Origin of the sequence: Streptomyces sp. NBC_00249 (assembly GCF_026342355.1) — a bacterium.
Taxonomy (GTDB): domain Bacteria; phylum Actinomycetota; class Actinomycetes; order Streptomycetales; family Streptomycetaceae; genus Streptomyces.
The window spans coordinates 614,358-633,830 of sequence record NZ_JAPEMV010000001.1 but is presented as its reverse complement, the minus strand read 5'-3'; the positions used below and the strand labels follow the sequence as shown (position 1 = coordinate 633,830).

Below are 19,473 nucleotides of genomic sequence, written 5' to 3'. Positions count from 1 at the left end.
TCCATGAAGGGCGCCGTGCTCGACCGGGCGATGTCCCCGCTCTCCGGCCTGCGCCGCCCCACACCGCGCGGGCACGGCCCGGACGCCGTCGTGGCGGCGATCGGGGACGCGCTGCGGGAACTGTCCGGGGCGCCCGCGAGGTGCTGTTCCTGCCCGTCGGCACCGGCATCTCCGCCGCCGCACTGGTCGACGGCCGGCCCGTCCACCCCTCGGCGTACGCGGGCGAAGCCGGACACCTGGTGGTCGACCCCGGCGGCAGACCCTGCGCCTGCGGCGGCCGGGGCTGCCTGGAGGCCCTCGCCTCCGCCTCGGCCCTCGCCACCGCCTACACCGAACGCTCCGGCCGCGGCGGTCGACGCCCTGGCGACCGGACTCGCGGCCCTCACCTCGATCCTCGCCCCCGCCCGCGTGGTCATCGGCGGCGGCCTGTCCGAGGCCGGCGACCTCCTGCTCGACCCGCTGCGCACCGCTCTGGCGCGGCGCCTCACCTTCCAGAGGCACCCCGAGGTCGTCCGAGCGTCGCTCGGCGCCGCCGGCCGCTTAGTGCTGTGGCCGGAAAGGTTCACCGTGTCGCGGTGCCCGGCACGGCACCTCGCCGCGTTGTCGGACCACCCGAGTACGTCCAGTACAAGCGGCGGCCCTTCGCCTTGCGAGGCTTGCCCTCGGCCCTGCGGGCCTGGGGAGACCCCATGCACCGGACACCCCGACCCGGCAAACCTTTCCGGCCACAGCACTTGGCGCCGGCCTGACGGCCTGGCAGTCCGTCGATGCCGGGTTCCGTCCCCCTACGACCGTGGAGACCGTCCATGCCGCTCGCGTCCACTGACGAGATCCTCGCCGCCGCCCGCGCGGACGGCCGGGGCGTCGGCGCCTTCAACGTCATCCAGATCGAGCACGCCGAGGCCATCGTCGCCGGAGCGGGCCGGGCCGGACGCCCGGTGATCCTCCAGATCAGCGAGAACACCGTCGGCTACCACGGCCCGCTCGCCCCCATCGGCCTCGCCTCACTGGCCCTGGCCCGCGGCGCCCGCGTACCCGTCGCCGTCCACCTCGACCACGCGCGTTCGCCCGCGCTCGTCGCGGAGGCGGTCGAACTCGGCTTCTCCTCCGTGATGTTCGACGCCTCGCACCTGCCGTACGAGGAGAACCTGGCCCGTACCCGCGCCGTCACCGAGGACTGCCACCGCGCCGGCGTCTTCGTGGAGGCCGAACTCGGAGCCATCGGCGGCAAGGACGGTGCGCACGCGCCGGGCGTGCGCACCGACCCCGACGAGGCGCGGCGGTTCGCGGCGGAGACCGCCGTCGACGCGCTCGCCGTCGCCGTCGGCAGCTCCCACGCCATGCGCACCCGGGACGCCGTACTCGACTTCGAGCTGATCGGCCGGCTGCGCGCCGCCCTCGGCGTGGCCCTAGTGCTGCACGGCTCGTCGGGCGTACCGGATTCCGGCCTGGCCAGGGCCGTCGCCGCCGGAATGACCAAGGTCAACATCTCGACGCACCTCAACGCGGTGTTCACCGCCTCCCTCCGGCGCGGCCTCGCCGCCGCACCCGCGACGGCCGACCCGCGCAGGTACATGGGTCCGGCCCGCGAGGCGACGGCGGCCGAGGTCGCCCGGCTGCTGGACGTACTGGCGGGCAGATGACCCGTCGAGCGTCCGCCCCCCACACGGCAGCCCCACAACGGACGAGGGCTGCGACAAGGAGATGAAGGAGGAGGAGCTGTGTCAGCACCTCGAAGGAGGCTCGCGGGCGCGTTCGTCGCGGCCGCGCTGGTCCTGGCCGGCGGCGGCGCACAAGCCGTAGCCGCACCCGTAGCCGCACCCGTAGCCGCACCCGCACCCGCACCTGCACCCGCACCGGCGGCCTCGCCGGAGGCCACCTACACCGTCACGGTCGGCTCGAAAGGGTCCTGGACCCAGCCGGACGACACCCCCGCCTTCCCCTACCTCGACAAGGACGGCACCTTCTACTTCCAGCAGTCCCACGCGCTCTACGGCCCCTCGGACCCGCGCAAGTGGACCTTCCACACCGGCACGGACTTCGACACGGCCACCCGGTCGAGCCAGATCAGCGACGCGGTGAACCCCGCCAACAACAAGGACAAGAACAACGACACGACGTGGCGGTGCAACAACAGCCCCACCGGGCTCACCTCCACCAACCCCCCGGCCGGATCGGGCTACTCGCAGAAGAACTTCTGCGACCTGGCGGGCGTGTGGGCCGACCCGGACACCGGGAACTGGTACGGCCTGATCCACAACGAGTTCACCCCGCAGCCCTTCGGCGACAGCTCCCACTACGACGGGATCGACTACGCGCTCTCCACCGACCAGGGCCGTACCTGGACCATCAAGGACCACGTCATCACTTCCCCGTACAGCACCGCCCGCGGTGACACCACGGCCTTCCCCCAGCAGACGTACCACTACGGCGACGGCGACCCCCGCCTGTACGCCGACACCGCCTCGGGCTACTTCTACGTCTTCTACGGATCGCGGATCATCGACAAGGGGAGCGGCTGGAAGACCTTCCACGCCCACGTGGCGCGGGCCCCGATCGCGGCGAAGATGGCGCCCGGCTCCTGGCAGAAGTGGTACGACGGCGCCTGGTCCCAGCCCGGCGTCGGCGGCCGGGAGAGCAACATGGTGCCCGTCGACTCCGCGAGCACGACCGGATACACCCCCGCCGACCGCGAGTACGATCCGGCGACCACCGGAACGGCGAACCAGCAGGTCGCGGCCGGGGCGATGCCCCCGACGTCCCCGCTGTTCGTCATGGACATCACCTACAACGCCCACCTCGGCCTCTACATCGGCGAGCCCCAGGCCGTGAAGCAGGACGGAACGGCGCCCCAGCAGCTCTACGCCACCGACAACCTCGCCACCCAGAAGTGGCGCCTGATCGGCGACACCGGCAGCCACACCAATGCCTCCTGGTACCGCTGGTTCCTCGACAGCAAGAACAGGACGAGCTCGGCCGTCGTCGGCAAGGACTTCCGCTCCTACTGCTCGTTCGGCTGCTCGAACAACACCTCCGGCGAGTACGTCAACCTCTCGATCGGCACCTCCTCTCCCGCCGCACCGGTGGACACCGGCAGGACGTACCGGATCGGCGCCGCCGGCCGCGTCCTCGCCCAGACCTCCGGCAGCTCCGCCACCACCTCCCAGGCCACGGCCACCGGATCCGCCCTGGAGACCTGGATCTTCACCGGCAACGGCGACGGCAGCTACCGCATAGCCAACGCCGCCACCGCAGGACTGCTGGGCGTCGACTCCACCTCCACCGCGCAGCGCGCCTGGGGCACCAAACCCACCGTCACCGCGCCCGGGTCCGGCGGCCCCACCGTCGGCCAGCAGTGGTGGGTCGTTCCCGGCACCTCCGCCGACGGTGGCGGCGCCACCGGCGCCCACCGCCTCGTGAACCGACACAGCGGACTGGTCATCGCCATGTCGGGAGTCTCCTCCCGGCTCGCCGAGACCACACCGGTCCGTACCTGGACCCACACCGGCGGCGGAGTCGGCGGCGCACGCACCGCCGCCGAACAGACCCTCAGCCTCACGGCGGTGGGAACCGCCCCCGGCTCCCTCGACGGCATCCGCACGCTCGTCGCCGCGGGACAGGCACTCGACAACCCCGACCACAGCACCACCGCGGGCACCCAGCTCATCACCTACACGCCCAACACCGGCGCCAACCAGAAGTGGAACCTCACCCGGCAGCCGGACGGCTCCTACGAGATCACCAACGCCGAGTCCGGCCTCTGCGTCGACATCAGCGGCGGCTCCACCGCGGCGGGCGCCAAGGTCATCCAGTGGACCTGCCACGGCGGCACCAACCAACGCTGGACCCTCACCCGGGGCGCGGACGGCACCTACACCGTCGCCTCGGTGAAGAGCGGCCTCCTCGTCACCACCGCCTCCACCACACCGGGCGCCCTGGTGACGCAACAACGCGACACCGGCTCCACCCTCCAGCGGTGGACCGTGAACTGACACCCCGTCCGGTGTCCGGGGCGCACGCCACCCCGGACACCCGGACGCGGCCGTCCGGGGGAATCACCCCGGACGGCACCGCAGGTCACAGCGGGTCATCACCCGTTCGGTCGAGCGCACGTGCGGGTGGCGCGGGAGACGGGTCTGATGGGCAGGGGCCGCACCCGCCGGTGCACGGCCCCCGGAAGAAGGGACCGGCCGCCCTGCCCGCACCATCCAAGGAGACGTACCCATGCAGCACACCTGGACGCGCGCCGTAGGCGCCGCCGCCCTGGCCACCGCACTGGCCGTCGGGACCGCCGGCTGTTCGGACGGCGACGGCGGCAGCGTGTCGAGCGCGGCCTCGGCGGCGGCGTCGAAGGCCTCCGAGGTCCTGTCCTCGGCCACCGCGGCCGCGCAGCGGCAACTGGACGAGATCAAGGACGGGGTCGACGTCGCCTCGGACGTCCAGCTGGGCACCCCGGCCGCCGACGCGGACGGGAAGTCCGCCGTGAAGGTGACCGCCCGCAACACGGCCGACTCCGCCAAATCGCTGGCCGTGCAGGTCAACTTCAACGACGCCTCCGGGAACCTCCTGGACACGGTCGTGGTCACCGTCCAGGACGTACCGGCCGGCCAGTCCAAGGACGCCACGGCCGTCAGCAACCGCAAGCTCTCCGGCGAGGTGAAGGCCGCCGTGGGCAAGGCCGTGCGGTACTGACGCCCGAGCGCGCGGTCAGGTGCGCGGTCAGGCGGCGGGCTTGCCGGGCTGGTCGTGGGTCGAGCAGTGGATGCCGCCGCCGCCCGAGGCGATCGTGTCGATCGGGACCGGCACCACGTCCCGCTTCGGGAAGTGCTCCCGCAGGATCGCGCGGGCCCGGTCGTCGGCCTTGCCGTCCCCGAACCTGGGCATGAACACGGCGTCGTTGGCGACGTAGAAGTTGGCGTACGTCGACACGAAGTCGTCGCCCCGGCCCGTGATCCGGTCCAGGTCGGGCTGCGGCAGGTCGATCACCTCGAACCGCCGGCCGCGCGCGTCCGTCGCCTTGGACAGGACGGACTTCGCCTGGTCGGCGGAGCGCGACCAGGAGTCGGCCGGAGTGCTGGGGTGCGCGCGGTCCAGCAGGACGACGCCGGGCGCGGTGAAGCGTACGAGGCTGTCCACGTGGGCGTCGGTGATGTCCTCGCCGCGTACGCCGGCCAGCCAGACCACCTTCTCCACGCCCAGGGTCTGCTTGAGCTCGCCCTCGATCGTGTCCCGGCTCTTGCCCCGGTTGCGGTTGTCGTTGACGATCGAGCTCTCGGTGATCAGCAAGGTGCCCTCGCCGTCGGTCTCGAAGGAGCCGCCCTCGGCGACGAGGGGGGCCTGGACCCGGGGGATCCCGTACTTCTGGAGGACGGCGCGCCCGACCTTGCCGTCGTTGGCGTGCTCCTGCTTCTTGCCCCAGCCGTTGAAGTTGAAGTCGACGCCGACGACCTTGCCGCCCTCCTCGACGAAGACGGGAACGGTGTCGCGCGCCCACAGGTCGTCCACGGCCAGCGGGATCACCTCGACCTGTGAGCCGCAGGCCCGCTGGGCCGCGTCCACCTGATCGGGCCGGGCCATCATGACGACCGCCTCGTACTCCCCGACGGCCCGCGCGATCCGCGCGATGTCCTCGCGGACGTAGCGCAGGTCCTCCTCCCAGACCGAGTTCAGCGCGGGCCAGGCCATGAAGGTACGGGTGTGGCTCTCCCACTCGGCGCCCAGGCGGCGCCGCCCGCCCGCCGTGGAGGGCGCGGAGGACCCGGCGGCGGCTCCGGCCGGCGTTCCGGACGCGGAGGGGCCGCAGGCCGAGGCGCCCGCGACGACGGCGCCGATCCCGGCGAGGGTGCGAAGGACGGTCCGGCGGGTGGGGGGAAGGAAGGACACGGGGAACTCCGATCGTGGGCTGGCGGAAGGGGTGCATCCGGCCAGGGCGGGCGCGAGCGTCTGGCGTAGGCGGACAAACCGGGCCCTACGATCAAGAGTGCGCGCTCCGCACCGCGAACGGCCGCTCTGCAAGGAGAGTGAGGCGGCCTCGTGTCGCCACTGTGGCACTGACTGGAAATTCAGTCAATTCGAGGGGCGGGGGAGGCGGGGGAACCGAGTCGGCCCAGTTCCACCCCGATCGCCTCCCGCAGCAGGCCGCGGGCGTGCGCGACGGGCAGCAGACCGCTCAGCCAGCGGACGCTGAGCCCCTCCAGCAGGGCGGTCAGCCGCTCCGCCGCGGCCGTGACGGCCCCGGGCGGTGCGGCCGGGCACAGTGCGGCGAGGTGGCCCGCGACCTCCGCCACCCAGGCCGCGCCGGCCGCGGCGAGATCCTCGCGCAGCTCCGGATCGAAGACCGCGTGGGCCCGCAGCTCGCCCCAGGCCGTGCTGTTCTCGCGCACTTCGGGCAGGTCCTGGAACTCCAGCAGCAGGGTCCGCTCCAGGAGCCCGCGCGGATCGGACGGCCCGGGCCCGGCCTCGCCCTCCCACGTCGCGGTGTAGCGGTCCGCGCGGTCCCCGATGAAGGCCAGGGCGTGCCGCAGGATGCCGGGCCGGTCCTTGAAGTGGTAGTAGATCAGGGCGGTGGACACGCCGGCCTCGGCCGCCAGGTCCGCCACCCGGAGCCCCCGGACGCCCTGACGTGCGATGACCCGCGCGGCGCCCGTGAGGATGGCTCGTCTGCGGTCGGTCACTGTGTGATCCCTCCTGGCCGTGTGCGTCTCGCATTGTCACACATTGACTGAAAGTTTAGTTAGCGGCACGATGCGCGCAGGTCATTGCCGCATCGTTGAAAGAGCCACCGCATGCCCGAACGACTCCCCGGCACACCGCCCGCCCCCGCGGCGCTGTCCGCCGACGACCCCTACGAGATCGGCGGCTACCGCCTCCACGCCCGTCTCGGCTCCGGTGGCATGGGGGTGGTCTACCTGGCGTACACGCCCGGGGGCCGCCCCATCGCGCTGAAGGCCGTCCGCAGGGAGTTCGCCGCGGACCCCGAGTTCCGCGAACGGTTCGCCCAGGAAGTGGCCAGTGCCCGCCGGATCCACGGCCTGTTCACGGCTCAGGTGGTCGACTCCGGGGCCGACGACCGCACGCCGTGGCTCGCCACCGCCTACGTGCCCGGCCCCTCGCTGGACGAGGTGGTGCGACGCCACGGACCGCTGCCGGTGCGCACGGTCCTGCTGCTCGTCGCGGGCATCGCCGAGGCGCTGCATGCCATCCACCGGGCGGGCGTCGTCCACCGCGACCTCAAGCCCGCCAACGTCCTGGTCGCGGGGGACGGCCCCCGCGTGATCGACTTCGGCATCGCGCGGGCGGCCGACGCCGCCGCCCTCACCGGCACCGGCCTGCGGATCGGTACCGCGGCCTTCATGGCGCCCGAACAGGCACTGGGCCACCAGGTGACACCGGCCACCGACGTCTTCGCGCTCGGGACGCTCGTCGCGTACGTGGCGGGCGGGGTCCCGCCGTTCGGGGGAGGGCCGGAGTCCAGCGCGCTGTACCGGGTGGTCCCCGAGCATCCCGACCTCGCCCGCGTACCGGGTGACCTGCACGGACTGATCGCGTGGTGCCTGGCCAAACGCCCCGAGGACCGGCCCACGACCGTGCAGCTGATCGAGTCCGTGCACGCCCACCCCCTGGTGGGCCCGCGCCCCGAGTTCACCGACGGCTGGCTGCCCCACCCGGTCCGCGAGGAGGTCGGCGTCCGACCCGCCCCGGCGCACCTCCAGCAGACCCGGGCGGCGACCGCACCCGCTCCGCCCGGGCCGGGCTCCCACCTCCCGGCGGCCCCGGCCCCGGCGCCCGTGCGCGTCCCCCCGCCCGCGCAGGCTCCCGCGTCCGGTCGCCGCGCCCCCGGCCCGGGGCGGCGGCGCCTGCCGGTGGTGGCGCTGGCGGTCGCCGGCACCCTGCTGGCCTGCGCCGGAGCCGTGTACTACCTGGACGCTCCCGAGGGGGAGGAGGAAGACCCCGGCGCGAGCCCCGCTCCCTCCCGGTCGGCTCCGCCCACGGCCCCCGGGTTCGTGCCCGGCTACGCCAAGGCCCGGCTGACCGCACCCGACCCGGGCTACGAGTTCGACCTGAAGGCGGGGAAGGTGGTGCCCGCGGAGACGGCCACCTGGTACCTGGCGCGCGACGGCCAGGCGTTCGTGCCGTCCCAGGAGTCGGACGCGTTCGTCTCCGACACCGGGGAGCCGGGACCGGCCGACTGTGTCCGGGGCATCGAGACCCGGCCGGCCGCCACCCTGCCCTTCACCGCGCTCTCGAAGGCGCGGCCGTTCTGTGTGCGCAGCCCGGACCGGAGTGAGATCGCGATCGTACGGCTGGCCGAGGCGGCCGCCGACGGCTCGGTCACGATCGTCGTGGACCAGTACCGCCGCGGCTGACGTCGCAGAGCTCGACCGGACTTGACTGAATTTTCAGTTAACGCAAGGATGCCGAGTCATCCCGCCCCTCACCCCTCAGGGAGACCCATGGACGTGCCCCGCACCACCCGTCGACGCCTGCTCCAGTACGGCGCCGCCGCCCTGCCGCTCGCCGCCCTCGGCACGGCCCTCCCCTCCACCGCGCGCGCCGCCTCCGATGCCCTGCGGATGCCCGCCGAGACCGACCTCCACGTCCGCACCTACATGGCCTGGCCCGCCCTCTCCTCAGTGTGGGGCGGCAAGCTCGAGGCGGTGCGCGGCGACATCGCCGACGTCGCGTACGCGATATCGCGCTTCGAGCCGGTCGTGATGCTGGCGCGCCCCGGCCAGGCCGCCGACGCCCGCTACCGCTGCGGGCGCGGCGCCCGCCACGCCGTCGACGTCATCGAGATCCCCGTAGACGACCTGTGGATCCGCGACTTCGGCCCCACCTTCGTCGTGGCCCCGGGAGCCCTCGCCGGGGTGGACACCCGCTTCAACGGCTGGGGCAAGACGGGCACCCCGTACGCCCAGCCGTACGCCGATGACGCGGCGGCCGCCGGGATCCTCCTCGGCGAGTACGGGGTCCGCCGGACCGTGGCCGGGTTCGTCGGCGAAGGCGGCTCGCTGGAGACGGACGGCGAGGGGACCCTCCTGGCCACCGTCAGCTCGCTGGTCAACGCCAACCGCAACCCGGGCATGAACCAGGACCAGGTGGAACAGGCCCTGAAGCAGGCGCTCGGCATCGACAAGGTCCTCTGGGTGCCGGGCCTGGCCGGCCAGGACATCACCGACTGCCACATCGACTGCCTGGCCCGCTTCACCGCCCCGGGCAAGGTCATCCTCGACCGGCCCGGAGCCGGCGCGGACCACAAGTGGGTCGCCGTCTACGAGGAGACCAAGCAGGTCCTGGAGAGCGCCACCGACGCCCGTGGCCGCCGCCTCGCCGTCACGGAACTCCCCGGCCCCGACCGCCGCCTCATCCGCGGCGGGGGAGCGGAGTTCCTCTCCAGCTACACCAACTACTACACGCCGAACGGCGCGGTCATCGCGCCGCAGTTCGGCGACGGCTACGCCGACGGTCTGGCGTACACCATCCTCCAGGCCGCCTACCCCGACCGGCAGGTGCTCCAGATCGGCATCGACGCCATCGCCGGCGGCGGCGGAGGCATCCACTGCGCCACCCAGTCGCACCCGGCCGTCCCGCCGGCCGCCTGATGCCCGCCGTGCCCCTGCCGGACCGCACCCCCGGCGCCGGGCCGCCTGCGGCGGTAGCGGAACGCCCCGGTAAAGTGCGGGTCATGGCGTCTCGCAGCACTCAGATCCTCGAAGCCGCCGCCCGGGTGATCGCCCGGCGCGGGGTCCGCGGGCTGCGCGTGGAGGAACTCGCGGCCGAGGCCGGCGTCTCCACCGCGCTGATCTACTACCACTTCAAGGACCGCACCGGCGTCCTGCGCGAGACCCTCGAGTTCATCAACGACCGCGCCGAGCGCTACACCACCGACCGCGACCCGGACGACCCGCCGCTCACCCCTCGGGAGGAGCTGGAGGAAACCCTGCTCCTGGAGCTCCAGGACACCGTCGAGGTACGGGAGAACAGCTCGGCCTGGGGTGAACTGCGGGCGAGCGCCGTCTTCGACGAGGTGCTGCGCGAGGACCTCGCCCGGGCCAGCCTGGTGTGGGTGCAGGAGGTCGCCGCGCTGCTGGGCCAGGTCCAGCCGATGGTGCCCGCCTCCTCGCTCGCCGCCTCCGCCGAACGGCTCACCGCGCTCCTGGAGGGGCTCAGCATGCGCTGGCTCAGCGGTGGCATCCGGATCGACCACGCGCGGGAGCTCATGCGCGGCGCCGTCGAAGCCGAACTGGCCGGACTCCGCCAGTACTGACCCGAGCCCGCCCCGGACACGTCCGGACCCTGTCCTCCCGTAGGACGGGACCTTTCGACGCCCCATCTATTGACTGAATTTTCAGTCAATGCCAGAGTGGGGTTCCGAGCCACCGACGGCCCTTCGGGACCCCACTTCGGCCCCTCCCCACCACGGGCCGGGCGCTCCGCCCGGCCGCACCCGGCCCTCTCGCCCCTCCCCGCGCCACCAGAGCCCCTCCCCGCTCCGTGCACCCATGCGCCGGAACGGCGGACCCCCGGCCCCGTGGCCCACTCCGCCCGCCTCCCGGAGAAGAAATGATCATGAAGATTTCCCGGTGGACGTCATGCCCCTGACGCCCACCGAACGTGACCGGCTCCTGCTGTTCACCGCCGCCGAACTGGCCCGGGCCCGCCACGCACGGGGCCTGCGGCTCAACGTCCCGGAGGCGACCGCCGTGATCGCCGACACCGTGTGCGAGGCGGCGCGCGACGGCCTCCGGCTCGCCGAGGCCCTCGAACGCGGCCGCAGCGTCCTCGGCCCGGACGACGTCCTGCCCGGCGTCGTCGACATCGTGACCGAGGTGATGGTCGAGGCGGTGTTCGACGACGGCACCCGGCTCGCGGCGATCAGCGAACCCTTCGGGGCGCACCCCCGTGACGACGGCGCGCCGGGCGCCGTACTCCCCGCCGAGGACACCGTCGAGGCCCTCGCGCCGGCCGTGGTCCTGGCCGTGCGCAACACCGCGACGGTCCCGGTGAGCGTGACCTCGCACTTCCACTTCTTCGAAGCCAACCCGCGCCTGGACTTCGACCGCGCCGCCGCGTACGGCATGCGCCTCGCCGTCGCCGCGGGGTCCTCCACCCGCTTCGGCCCCGGTGACACCGCCGAGGTGGGTCTCGTCCCCATCGGCGGCGACCGGATCGCGATCGGTTTCGCCGGTCTGGTCGACGGCCCGCTCGACGCCCCCGGCGCCCGGGAGGAAGCCCTCCGCAAGGCCGCGGCCTGCGGCTACCTCGGCGCGGCCACCCCGGAAGGAACCCCGGCATGAGCAGACCGACCCGGCACAGCGACCACTGCGCTCCCGGCGGCCGCCACATCGACCCGCACGAGTACGCGTCCGTCTTCGGCCCCCGCGCCGGGGACCGGGTCCGGCTCGGCGACTCGGGGCTGACCGTCCGCGTCGAGCACGACGCGCAGAAGCCGGGCGACGAGTTCCTGGCGGGTTTCGGCAAGACGGCCCGTGACGGCCTGCACCTGAAGGCCGCCGCCGTCCGTGACACCTGTGACGTGGTGATCAGCAATGTGCTGGTGATCGACGCGGTCCTGGGCATCCGCAAGGTGTCCGTCGGTATCCGCGAGGGCCGGATCCACGCGATCGGCCGGGCCGGCAACCCCGACACCCTCGACGGCGTCGACATCGTCGTCGGCACCGGCACGACCATGATCTCGGGCGAAGGCCTGATCGCCACCGCCGGCGCCGTGGACACCCACGTCCACCTGCTCTCCCCGCGCATCATGGAGGCCTCGCTCGCGAGCGGCGTCACCACGATCATCGGGCAGGAGATCGGGCCGAGCTGGGGCGTGGGGGTGAATTCGCCCTGGGCGCTGAAGCACGGGTTCAACGCCTTCGACGCCTGGCCGGTGAACATCGGTTTCCTGGCCCGGGGCTCTTCCTCGGACGCGGCTCCGCTGGTCGAGGCCCTGGCCGAGGGCGGCGCGTCCGGTTTCAAGGTGCATGAGGACATGGGCGCCCACACCCGGGCCCTGGACACCGCCCTGCGGGTGGCCGAGGAGCACGACGTGCAGGTGGCCCTGCACAGCGACGGCCTGAACGAGTGCCTGTCGGTGGAGGACACCCTGCGCGTCCTGGACGGCCGGACCATCCACGCCTTCCACATCGAGGGCTGCGGCGGCGGCCACGTCCCGAACGTGCTGAAGATGGCGGGCGTGCCGAACGTCATCTGCTCCTCCACCAACCCCACCCTGCCCTTCGGGCGGGACGCGGTCGCCGAGCACTACGGCATGATCGTCTCCGTCCACGACCTCAAGCCGGACCTGCCCGGCGACGCCGCGATGGCCCGGGACCGGATCCGCGCGGGCACGATGGGCGCCGAGGACGTGCTCCACGACCTGGGCGCGATCGGCATCACCTCCTCCGACGCCCAGGGCATGGGGCGGGCGGGCGAGACCATCCGCCGCACCTTCGCCATGGCCGCCAAGATGAAGGGCGAGCTCGGCCCGCTGGACGGCGACGGCGAGGGCGACGACAACGCCCGCGTCCTGCGCTACATGGCCAAGCTGACCATCAACCCGGCCATCGCCCACGGCCTGGCCCACGAGATCGGCTCCATCGAGGTCGGCAAACTCGCCGACATCGTGCTCTGGCGCCCGCAGTTCTTCGGCGCCAAGCCCCAGCTCGTCCTGAAGTCCGGCTTCCCCGCCTACGGAGTCACCGGCGACCCCAACGCCGCCACGGACTGCTGCGAACCCCTCGTGCTGGGCCCGCTGTTCGGCGCCCACGGCGCCGCCCCCGCCGACCTCTCGGTGGCGTTCGTCAGCCGCGCCGCCGCCGAGTCGGGCTCCTTCGGCGCCCCCTACGACACCCTGGGCACCCGGCGCCGCCGGGTCGCCGTACGCGGGACGCGCGGCATCGGTCCCAAGGACATGATCGGCAACACGCGCCTGGGGGCCGTCGACGTGAACCCCGCCACCGGCCTCGTCACCCTCGACGGGGAGCCCCTGCGCTCCGAGCCGGCCCAGGAGGTCTCCCTGAACCGCCTCTACTTCCTCTGACGCCCACACTCTTGACTGAATTTTCAGTTAAGTGGAAGACTCCGCCCCACGAAAGAAATGAGACGCCCGATGGCTGAATTCCGTATGCCCGCCGAGTGGTCCGCGCACCAGGGCTGCCTGATGGCCTGGCCGACCCGCGAGGAGCTGTGGGGAAGCGTGCTGGCCGACGTGAAGGAGGAGTACGCGGAGGTCGCCCGCGCCATCGCCGCCTTCGAGCCCGTGACGATGGTCGCCCCGCCCGGCCACGGCGAGGAGGCCCGTACCCGCTGCGGCGACGGCGTCACCGTCATCGAGCTGCCCCTCGACGACTCCTGGTTCCGCGACAGTGCCCCGCTGTTCGTCCTCGACGACGACGGCAACCGCGCCGGCGTGGACTTCCGGTTCAACGCCTGGGGCGGCAAGCACCACCCCTTCGACTCCGACGACCGGATCAGCGCCCTGCTGCTGGAACACCTCGGGGTCGACCGGATCGCCTCCGACATGATCCTCGAAGGCGGGGCGATCACCGTCGACGGCGAGGGCACGCTCATCACCACCGAGCAGTGCCTGCTGCACCCCAACCGCAACCCCGGCATGAGCCGCGACGAGATCGAGGCCGAACTCAAGGCCCGCCTCGGGGTCACCAAGGTCATCTGGCTGCCGTACGGCGGCCTGCTCGACACCGAGACCGACGGCCACGTCGACGGCGTCTGCGCCTTCGCGGCGCCCGGCACCGTCGTCGTCTCCCTGCCCGACGACCCCCGCCACCCCGACTACGCCCGGATGCGCGCCAACCGCGCCGTCCTCGAAGCCGGCACCGACGCCCGCGGCCGCCGACTGGAGATCATCGACGTCCCGCAGACGGCCTTCGCCGACCTCACCGACGGCGAGATCGAGGTCTCGTACCTGAACTACTACGTCGCCAACGGCGGCGTCGTCGTCCCCGTCGCCGGGCTCCAGCAGGACGAGGACGCCCTCGCCGTCATCGCCTCCGCCTACCCCGGCCGCAAGGTCGTCGGCGTCCGCGCGCTCGCCATCGCCTTCGGCGGGGGCGGCGTGCACTGCATCACCCAGCAGATCCCCGCGGCGCCCACCGCCGGCTGAGCAGGGCACGCACCACCGACCGCCCCGGCGGACCGCACCACCGACCGCCCCAGCGGTCCGCCCGCTCCTCCCCCCGCATCCCTCACGGAAAAGAGAGCGCGACGATGACCACCTCCCCACCCCGCACCGGCAGACGCCCCCACCGCCGGCCCGGCCGCCGCGCCGCAGCCCTCACCACCGCCGCCCTGACCTCCCTCGCCCTGCTCACGGCCTGTGCGGGCCCGCCCAAGGGCAAGGCCGGCGAGGTCACCGAGGTCCGCCTCTCCGCCTCCACACCCCCGGCGCGCGGCGAGATCGACTCCTTCAGCTGGGCCGTCTACGCCGAACCGCCCACCCTCGACTACACGGTGGCCTTCGACTACCCGCAGAACACGGTCCTGTCCAACGTGTGCGAGAGCCTGATGCGCTGGACCCCGGCCCTCACCACCGAACCGGGCCTCGCCCAGAAGGCGTCCAACCCCGACCCCACCACCTGGGTCTACGACCTGCGCCCCGGCGTGCGCTTCCACGACGGCAAGGAGATGACCGCGGACGACGTGGTCTTCAGCCTCGGCCGGCAGATGGACCCCGACAACGCCGCCGCCTGGGCCCAGGTCTTCCAGAACGTCGCCTCCGTCACCGGCACCGGCCCCCTCCAGGTCACCGTCAAACTGAAGAAGCCCGACTCCCAGTTCCCGCAGTACATGGCGACCGCCGCCGGAGTGGTGGCCTCCAAGGCCGGCGTCGAGGCGGCCGGCAAGGACTACGGCACCACCGGCGGCCTCGCCTGCACCGGCCCCTTCGCCCTCGGCACCTGGAACAAGGGCCAGTCGATCGAGCTCGACCGCTTCGACGGCTACTGGGGCACCAAGGCCAAGGCGAAGAAGGCCGTCTTCCGCATCCTCACCGACCCCTCCGCCCGCACCAACGCCATGCTCAGCGGCGAGGTCGACGGCGGCTACCTCATCCCCACCGAGAGCTACGCCCGCCTGCGCGACAGCGGCGCCGGAACCCTCTTCTTCGGCGAGGGCCTGAGCACCGTCAACGTCAACGTCACCGACATGAAGGGCCCCCTCGGCGACCTCCGCGTCCGCCGGGCCCTGTCCCTGGCGCTCGACCGCACCGGATTCGTCAAGGCCGGACTCGCGGGCGCCGGCACCGTCACCAACTCCCTCACCACCAAGGCCGCATGGGCCGCGGCCCCCGAGCAGACCCGCAAGGCCGCCTTCGACGGACTCCCGCCCACCGGCCAGGACATCGAGCAGGCCAAGGCCCTCGTCAAGGAGGCCGGGGCCACCGGCAAGACCCTGACCATGGCCACCAGCTCCATCGGCCAGGACGTCTCCCTCCTCGCCACCGCCGTCCAGGCCGCCGGCACCCGCATCGGCCTCGACATCCGGCTCAAGACCATCGCCCCCAACGCCTTCACCGCGCTGTTCACCGACCCCGAGGCCCGCCAGGGCATCGACATGTTCCCGCTGACCTACTACGACTCGATCACCGACCCCCTCGACCTGCTGTCGAACTTCAAGACCGGCGCCTACATGAACTTCGCCGGCTACAGCAACCCCCAATACGACCAGCTCGTCGACCAGGCCGCCGCCCTCTACCCGGCCGAGGAACGGACGGCCGTCGAGGCGAAGCTCCAGCGCCACGCGTCCGAGCAGCTCCTGTGGATCCCCGTCGCCGAGTGGCCGACCGCGCTGTTCCAGGGCAAGCGGATCACCGGAGCGCCCACCACGATCTCGTACATGTACTACCCGTGGGCCGCCGACGTGGGGGCCGCGCAGTGAGCTTCGTCCGCTTCGCCGTACGACGGGTGGCGGAAATGGCCGCCACCCTGCTCGCCGCCTCGTTCGTGGTCTTCGGCGCCATGTACCTGGCGCCGGGCAACCCGGCGAGCTTCCTGCTCGCCGGCCGCTCGGCCTCCCCGGAGGCCCTCGCCGCGATCAACGCCCAGTACCACCTGGACGACCCGTTCCTCGTCCGGTACTTCCGCTGGCTCGGGGACGTACTGCACGGCGACTTCGGGCGGTCGATCACCTACCGCACCGACGTCTCGCGCCTCCTCGCGGACCGGCTCCCCGTGACGCTCCTGCTGATCGCCATGGCCCTCGTCGTGGTCGTCGCGGTCGGACTGCTGCTCGGCCGGATCGCCGCCGTCCGCGGCGGAGCCACCGACTCCGCCATCCTCGTCACCACGACCTTCGCGGTGGGCACCCCGTCCTTCGTCGCGGCCGTCCTCCTCCAGGGACTCTTCGCCGTGCAACTCGGCTGGTTCCCCAGCAGCGGCGGCGGCGAAGGCCTCGCCGACATGCTCTGGCACCTCACGCTCCCCGCGGTCGCCCTCGCCCTCTACCTGATCGGCATGCTGGCCCGGGTCACCCGCTCGGCCATGCTCGAAGCCCTCGACAGCGAACACGTCACCGTCGCCCGCAGCCGCGGCGTCCCCGAACGCCAGGTCATCCGCCGCCACGTCTTCCGCAACTCCCTCGGGACGGTCCTGACCACCGGCGGACTGATCGTCTCCACCCTCCTGGTGTGCACCATCCTCGTCGAGACCGCCTTCAGCATCGGCGGGATCGGCCAGCTCCTCGAACTGTCCACCACCACCAAGGACTTCCCGACCGTCCAGGCGATCTCCCTGATCATCGTGGCCCTCTTCATGACCGTGAACCTGGTCGTGGACCTGGTCCTGCCCCTGGTCGACCCCCGGGTCACCCTCGGATCCAGGAAGGCCGCCGCATGACCGCCGTCCTGACGCGCCGCCCCGGCCTCGCCCGGATCCGCGCCAACGGCTCCGCCCTCCACCTCGTCTGCCTGGCCCTCGTCGCCCTCGTCGTCCTCGCCGCGCTCCTCGCGCCCTGGCTGGTGCCCGAGGACCCCAATGCCGTCGACCTGGGCGACGCCCTCGCCGGACCCTCCGCCACGCACCCGCTCGGCGTGGACGCCGCCGGCCGCGACACCCTCTCCCGGCTGCTGCTCGGAGCGCGCACCTCCCTGCTCGGCCCGCTGGGCGTCGTCGTCTTCTCCACCGTCGCCGGCATCGCCATCGGTACGGCCGCCGCCTGGCGGGGCGGCTGGATCGACTCCGTCCTGTCCCGCAGCACCGAGCTGGTCTTCGCCTTCCCCGGCATGCTGCTGGCCATCCTGATCATCTCGGTCTACGGCGAGGGGCTGCTCGCCCCCGTCCTCGCGCTCGCCGTCGCCTACCTGCCCTACGTCAGCCGGCTCACCCGCTCCCTGGTCCTGGCCGAGCGGGCCCGCCCGTACGTCAGCGCCTACCAGGTCCAGGGCCACTCGGCCCTGCAGATCTGCCTGCGCCACATCCTGCCCAACATCGCCCCCGTCGTCCTCGCCCAGTCCACCGTCAACTTCGGCTACGCCCTGATGGACCTCGCCGGCCTGTCGTTCCTCGGCCTCGGCGTCCCCGCGCTCACCCCCGACTGGGGCCGCATGGTCTTCGACGGGCAGACCGCCATCCAGCACGGCTACCCGCTGTCCGCGATCCTGCCCTGCGCCTTCATCGTGCTGACCGTGGTCGCCTTCAACGTCGTGGGCGAGCGCTGGGCCGACCGTGTCGCCAGGAGAGACAGATGAACACCCTCGACATCCAGGGCCTGCGGATCACCCTGCCCGGCACCGCCCGGCCCGTCCTCGACGGCGTCGACCTCACCGTCGCCGCCGCCGAGACCGTCGCCCTCGTCGGCGAGTCCGGCTCCGGCAAGACCCTCACCTCCCGCAGCGCGCTGCGACTGCTGCCGCCCGGCGCGGCCGTCGAGGGCACGGTGCGGGTCGGCGGCCACGACGTGCTCGCCATGGACCCCGGCCGGCTGCGCGACGTACGCGCCGGCACCGCCGCCATGGTCTTCCAGGACCCGCGCGCCGCCGTCAACCCGCTGCGCCGCATCGGCGACTTCCTCACCGAGAGCGTCACCCTCACCGGGGCCATGGACCGCCCGCGGGCCACCACCCGGGCGACCGAGCTGCTGCGGGCCGTGGGCCTGGACGGGTCCGTGCTGCGCAAGTACCCCGGCCAGGTGTCCGGCGGCATGCTCCAGCGCGTCGTGATCGCGGCGGCCCTCATGGGGGACCCCGTGCTCCTGCTGGCCGACGAGCCCACCACGGCCCTGGACGTCACCAGCCAGGCCGAGGTGATCGCCCTGCTGGCCGCGCTCCGCGAGCGCTTCGGCACCGGCCTGCTGTTCGTCACCCACGACCTGGAACTCGCCGCCGCCATCAGCGACCGCGTCTACGTCATGTACGCCGGACGGATCGTGGAGACCGGCCCCGCCGAGGTCCTCTTCGCCCGCCCCCGCCACCCGTACACGGCCGCCCTCCTCGCCTCCACCCCGCGGATGGACGGCCCCCCGGGCCGGCTCGCCGCCATCGAGGGGCAGCCGCCGGACCTGCGGGAGCCGCTGCCCGGCTGCGCCTTCGCCGCCCGCTGCCCCCTCGCCACGGAGGTCTGCGACGAGCGGGCCCCGCTGCCGTCCCCGGCCCCGGACCGGCCCGACCACCACGCCGCCTGCCACCACAGCGACCTGCTCGAAGGGAGCGCCGTCGATGCCCGATGACGTACTGGAGGTCAGGGGCCTGCGCCGGTCCTTCGGGGCCGTCCGCGCGGTCGACGACGTGTCCTTCACCCTCCCCGAGGGCGGCTCGCTGGGCATCGTGGGGGAGTCCGGCTCCGGCAAGACGACCACCGCCCGCATCGTCGTCGGCCTGGAGCACGCCGACGAAGGGGAGGTCCTGGTCCGCGGCCGGTCCCGGACCGGCCGCACCCGGGGCCGGGCCGCGCGCCTGGCCCGCGCCCGCGAGATCCAGATGGTCTTCCAGGACCCGTACCTCTCCCTCGACCCGCGCACCAGCGTCGAGGCGACCCTCCGCGAGAGCCTGAGCCTGCACTTCCCGGGCCGCGACCACGCGAAGCGGGTACGGGAACTGCTCGACCAGGTGGGCCTGGGCACCCGGGCCGCCGACGCCCTGCCGCGCCGCCTCTCCGGCGGCCAGCGCCAGCGCGTCGCCATCGCCCGGGCCCTCGCCGTCGAACCGGCCGTCCTCATCCTGGACGAGGCCGTGGCCGCGCTCGACGTCTCCGTGCAGGCGCAGATCCTCAACCTGCTGGCCGACATCAGGGAGCAGACCGGGATCGGGTTCCTCTTCATCACCCACGACCTCGGGGTCGTCCGGTGCGTGACCGACGAGATCGTCGTGATGCGGCACGGGGCCGTGGTCGAACAGGGCGGGACGCGGGAGGTGCTCGCCTCGCCCCGGCACCCGTACACCCGGCTGCTGCTGGAATCCGTCCCCCGGCCCGGCTGGGACCCGGAGGCGATCGCCGCGGCCCGGCGGGCGCTCTAGCCGGA

The 19,473-nt window shown here is 73.0% G+C and carries 17 protein-coding genes; 15 read left to right on the top strand and 2 right to left on the bottom strand.

The features are described from left to right. The first annotated feature begins 140 nt into the window (after positions 1-140). From OOK31_RS02945 to OOK31_RS02930, 4 genes are all read left to right on the top strand, one after another. On the top strand, positions 141-749 hold the full coding sequence (locus tag OOK31_RS02945; protein ID WP_267010736.1) for an ROK family protein: 609 nt from the start codon (positions 141-143) through the stop codon (positions 747-749). Positions 750-806: 57 nt separating this feature from the next. After that, positions 807-1,643: a class II fructose-bisphosphate aldolase gene (locus OOK31_RS02940; protein ID WP_267010735.1), complete on the top strand. Its 837-nt coding sequence runs from the start codon at positions 807-809 to the stop codon at positions 1,641-1,643. A 78-nt stretch (positions 1,644-1,721) separates the two neighbouring features. Then, entirely contained in the window at positions 1,722-3,992 is a 2,271-nt protein-coding gene (locus OOK31_RS02935) for an RICIN domain-containing protein (RefSeq protein WP_267010734.1), read from the top strand. Positions 3,993-4,224: 232 nt separating this feature from the next. After that, positions 4,225-4,692 (top strand): FxLYD domain-containing protein, encoded by a 468-nt coding sequence (locus OOK31_RS02930; protein WP_267010733.1) that lies wholly within the window; start codon positions 4,225-4,227, stop codon positions 4,690-4,692. 27 nt (positions 4,693-4,719) lie between these two features. Here OOK31_RS02930 and OOK31_RS02925 read toward each other — a convergent pair whose 3' ends face one another. Both OOK31_RS02925 and OOK31_RS02920 read right to left on the bottom strand, forming a co-directional pair. Next, on the bottom strand, positions 4,720-5,883 hold the full coding sequence (locus tag OOK31_RS02925) for an agmatine deiminase family protein (protein WP_267010732.1): 1,164 nt from the start codon (positions 5,881-5,883) through the stop codon (positions 4,720-4,722). A 179-nt stretch (positions 5,884-6,062) separates the two neighbouring features. Further along, the gene (locus OOK31_RS02920; protein WP_267010731.1) at positions 6,063-6,674 is read right to left on the bottom strand and encodes a TetR/AcrR family transcriptional regulator; all 612 of its coding nucleotides are present in this window, start codon (positions 6,672-6,674) and stop codon (positions 6,063-6,065) included. A gap of 111 nt (positions 6,675-6,785) precedes the next feature. Here OOK31_RS02920 and OOK31_RS02915 point away from each other — a divergent pair, with 111 nt between their 5' ends. The 11 genes from OOK31_RS02915 to OOK31_RS02865 all read left to right on the top strand — a co-directional run bounded on the left by OOK31_RS02915 (position 6,786) and on the right by OOK31_RS02865 (position 19,468). Beyond that, positions 6,786-8,366 (top strand): serine/threonine-protein kinase, encoded by a 1,581-nt coding sequence (locus tag OOK31_RS02915; RefSeq protein ID WP_267010730.1) that lies wholly within the window; start codon positions 6,786-6,788, stop codon positions 8,364-8,366. Between the two features lie 87 nt (positions 8,367-8,453). Then, complete coding sequence (locus OOK31_RS02910; RefSeq protein ID WP_267010729.1) at positions 8,454-9,602, top strand: agmatine deiminase family protein; 1,149 nt, start codon at positions 8,454-8,456, stop codon at positions 9,600-9,602. Positions 9,603-9,685: 83 nt separating this feature from the next. Beyond that, complete coding sequence (locus OOK31_RS02905; protein WP_267010728.1) at positions 9,686-10,267, top strand: TetR/AcrR family transcriptional regulator; 582 nt, start codon at positions 9,686-9,688, stop codon at positions 10,265-10,267. A gap of 325 nt (positions 10,268-10,592) precedes the next feature. Further along, positions 10,593-11,297, top strand: coding sequence for an urease subunit gamma (ureA, locus tag OOK31_RS02900; RefSeq protein WP_267011808.1), 705 nt, complete (start codon positions 10,593-10,595; stop codon positions 11,295-11,297). After that, positions 11,294-13,042, top strand: coding sequence for an urease subunit alpha (locus tag OOK31_RS02895; RefSeq protein WP_267010727.1), 1,749 nt, complete (start codon positions 11,294-11,296; stop codon positions 13,040-13,042). The genes ureA and OOK31_RS02895 overlap by 4 nt, the downstream gene beginning before the upstream one ends. Before the next feature lie 69 nt (positions 13,043-13,111). After that, positions 13,112-14,125, top strand: a complete 1,014-nt coding sequence (locus OOK31_RS02890; protein WP_267010726.1) for an agmatine/peptidylarginine deiminase — start codon at positions 13,112-13,114, stop codon at positions 14,123-14,125. Positions 14,126-14,229: 104 nt separating this feature from the next. Next, positions 14,230-15,897: an ABC transporter substrate-binding protein gene (locus OOK31_RS02885; RefSeq protein ID WP_267010725.1), complete on the top strand. Its 1,668-nt coding sequence runs from the start codon at positions 14,230-14,232 to the stop codon at positions 15,895-15,897. Then, positions 15,894-16,853, top strand: coding sequence for an ABC transporter permease (locus OOK31_RS02880; protein WP_267010724.1), 960 nt, complete (start codon positions 15,894-15,896; stop codon positions 16,851-16,853). Before OOK31_RS02885 ends, OOK31_RS02880 begins: the two co-directional genes overlap by 4 nt. Continuing rightward, the gene (locus tag OOK31_RS02875; protein WP_267010723.1) at positions 16,850-17,704 is read left to right on the top strand and encodes an ABC transporter permease; all 855 of its coding nucleotides are present in this window, start codon (positions 16,850-16,852) and stop codon (positions 17,702-17,704) included. Before OOK31_RS02880 ends, OOK31_RS02875 begins: the two co-directional genes overlap by 4 nt. Then, positions 17,701-18,681 (top strand): ABC transporter ATP-binding protein, encoded by a 981-nt coding sequence (locus OOK31_RS02870; protein WP_267010722.1) that lies wholly within the window; start codon positions 17,701-17,703, stop codon positions 18,679-18,681. The genes OOK31_RS02875 and OOK31_RS02870 overlap by 4 nt, the downstream gene beginning before the upstream one ends. After that, entirely contained in the window at positions 18,671-19,468 is a 798-nt protein-coding gene (locus OOK31_RS02865) for an ABC transporter ATP-binding protein (RefSeq protein ID WP_267010721.1), read from the top strand. Before OOK31_RS02870 ends, OOK31_RS02865 begins: the two co-directional genes overlap by 11 nt. The last annotated feature ends 5 nt before the right edge of the window (positions 19,469-19,473 follow it).

Bases quoted from the DNA above. Each gene is read 5' to 3' on its own strand.
- OOK31_RS02940 (WP_267010735.1), top strand. From the start codon at position 807: ATGCCGCTCGCGTCCACTGACGAGATCCTCGCCGCCGCCCGCGCGGAC.
- OOK31_RS02930 (WP_267010733.1), top strand. From the start codon at position 4,225: ATGCAGCACACCTGGACGCGCGCCGTAGGCGCCGCCGCCCTGGCCACC.
- OOK31_RS02915 (WP_267010730.1), top strand. From the start codon at position 6,786: ATGCCCGAACGACTCCCCGGCACACCGCCCGCCCCCGCGGCGCTGTCC.
- OOK31_RS02910 (WP_267010729.1), top strand. From the start codon at position 8,454: ATGGACGTGCCCCGCACCACCCGTCGACGCCTGCTCCAGTACGGCGCC.
- OOK31_RS02905 (WP_267010728.1), top strand. From the start codon at position 9,686: ATGGCGTCTCGCAGCACTCAGATCCTCGAAGCCGCCGCCCGGGTGATC.
- ureA (WP_267011808.1), top strand. From the start codon at position 10,593: ATGCCCCTGACGCCCACCGAACGTGACCGGCTCCTGCTGTTCACCGCC.
- OOK31_RS02895 (WP_267010727.1), top strand. From the start codon at position 11,294: ATGAGCAGACCGACCCGGCACAGCGACCACTGCGCTCCCGGCGGCCGC.
- OOK31_RS02890 (WP_267010726.1), top strand. From the start codon at position 13,112: ATGGCTGAATTCCGTATGCCCGCCGAGTGGTCCGCGCACCAGGGCTGC.
- OOK31_RS02885 (WP_267010725.1), top strand. From the start codon at position 14,230: ATGACCACCTCCCCACCCCGCACCGGCAGACGCCCCCACCGCCGGCCC.
- OOK31_RS02875 (WP_267010723.1), top strand. From the start codon at position 16,850: ATGACCGCCGTCCTGACGCGCCGCCCCGGCCTCGCCCGGATCCGCGCC.
- OOK31_RS02870 (WP_267010722.1), top strand. From the start codon at position 17,701: ATGAACACCCTCGACATCCAGGGCCTGCGGATCACCCTGCCCGGCACC.
- OOK31_RS02865 (WP_267010721.1), top strand. From the start codon at position 18,671: ATGCCCGATGACGTACTGGAGGTCAGGGGCCTGCGCCGGTCCTTCGGG.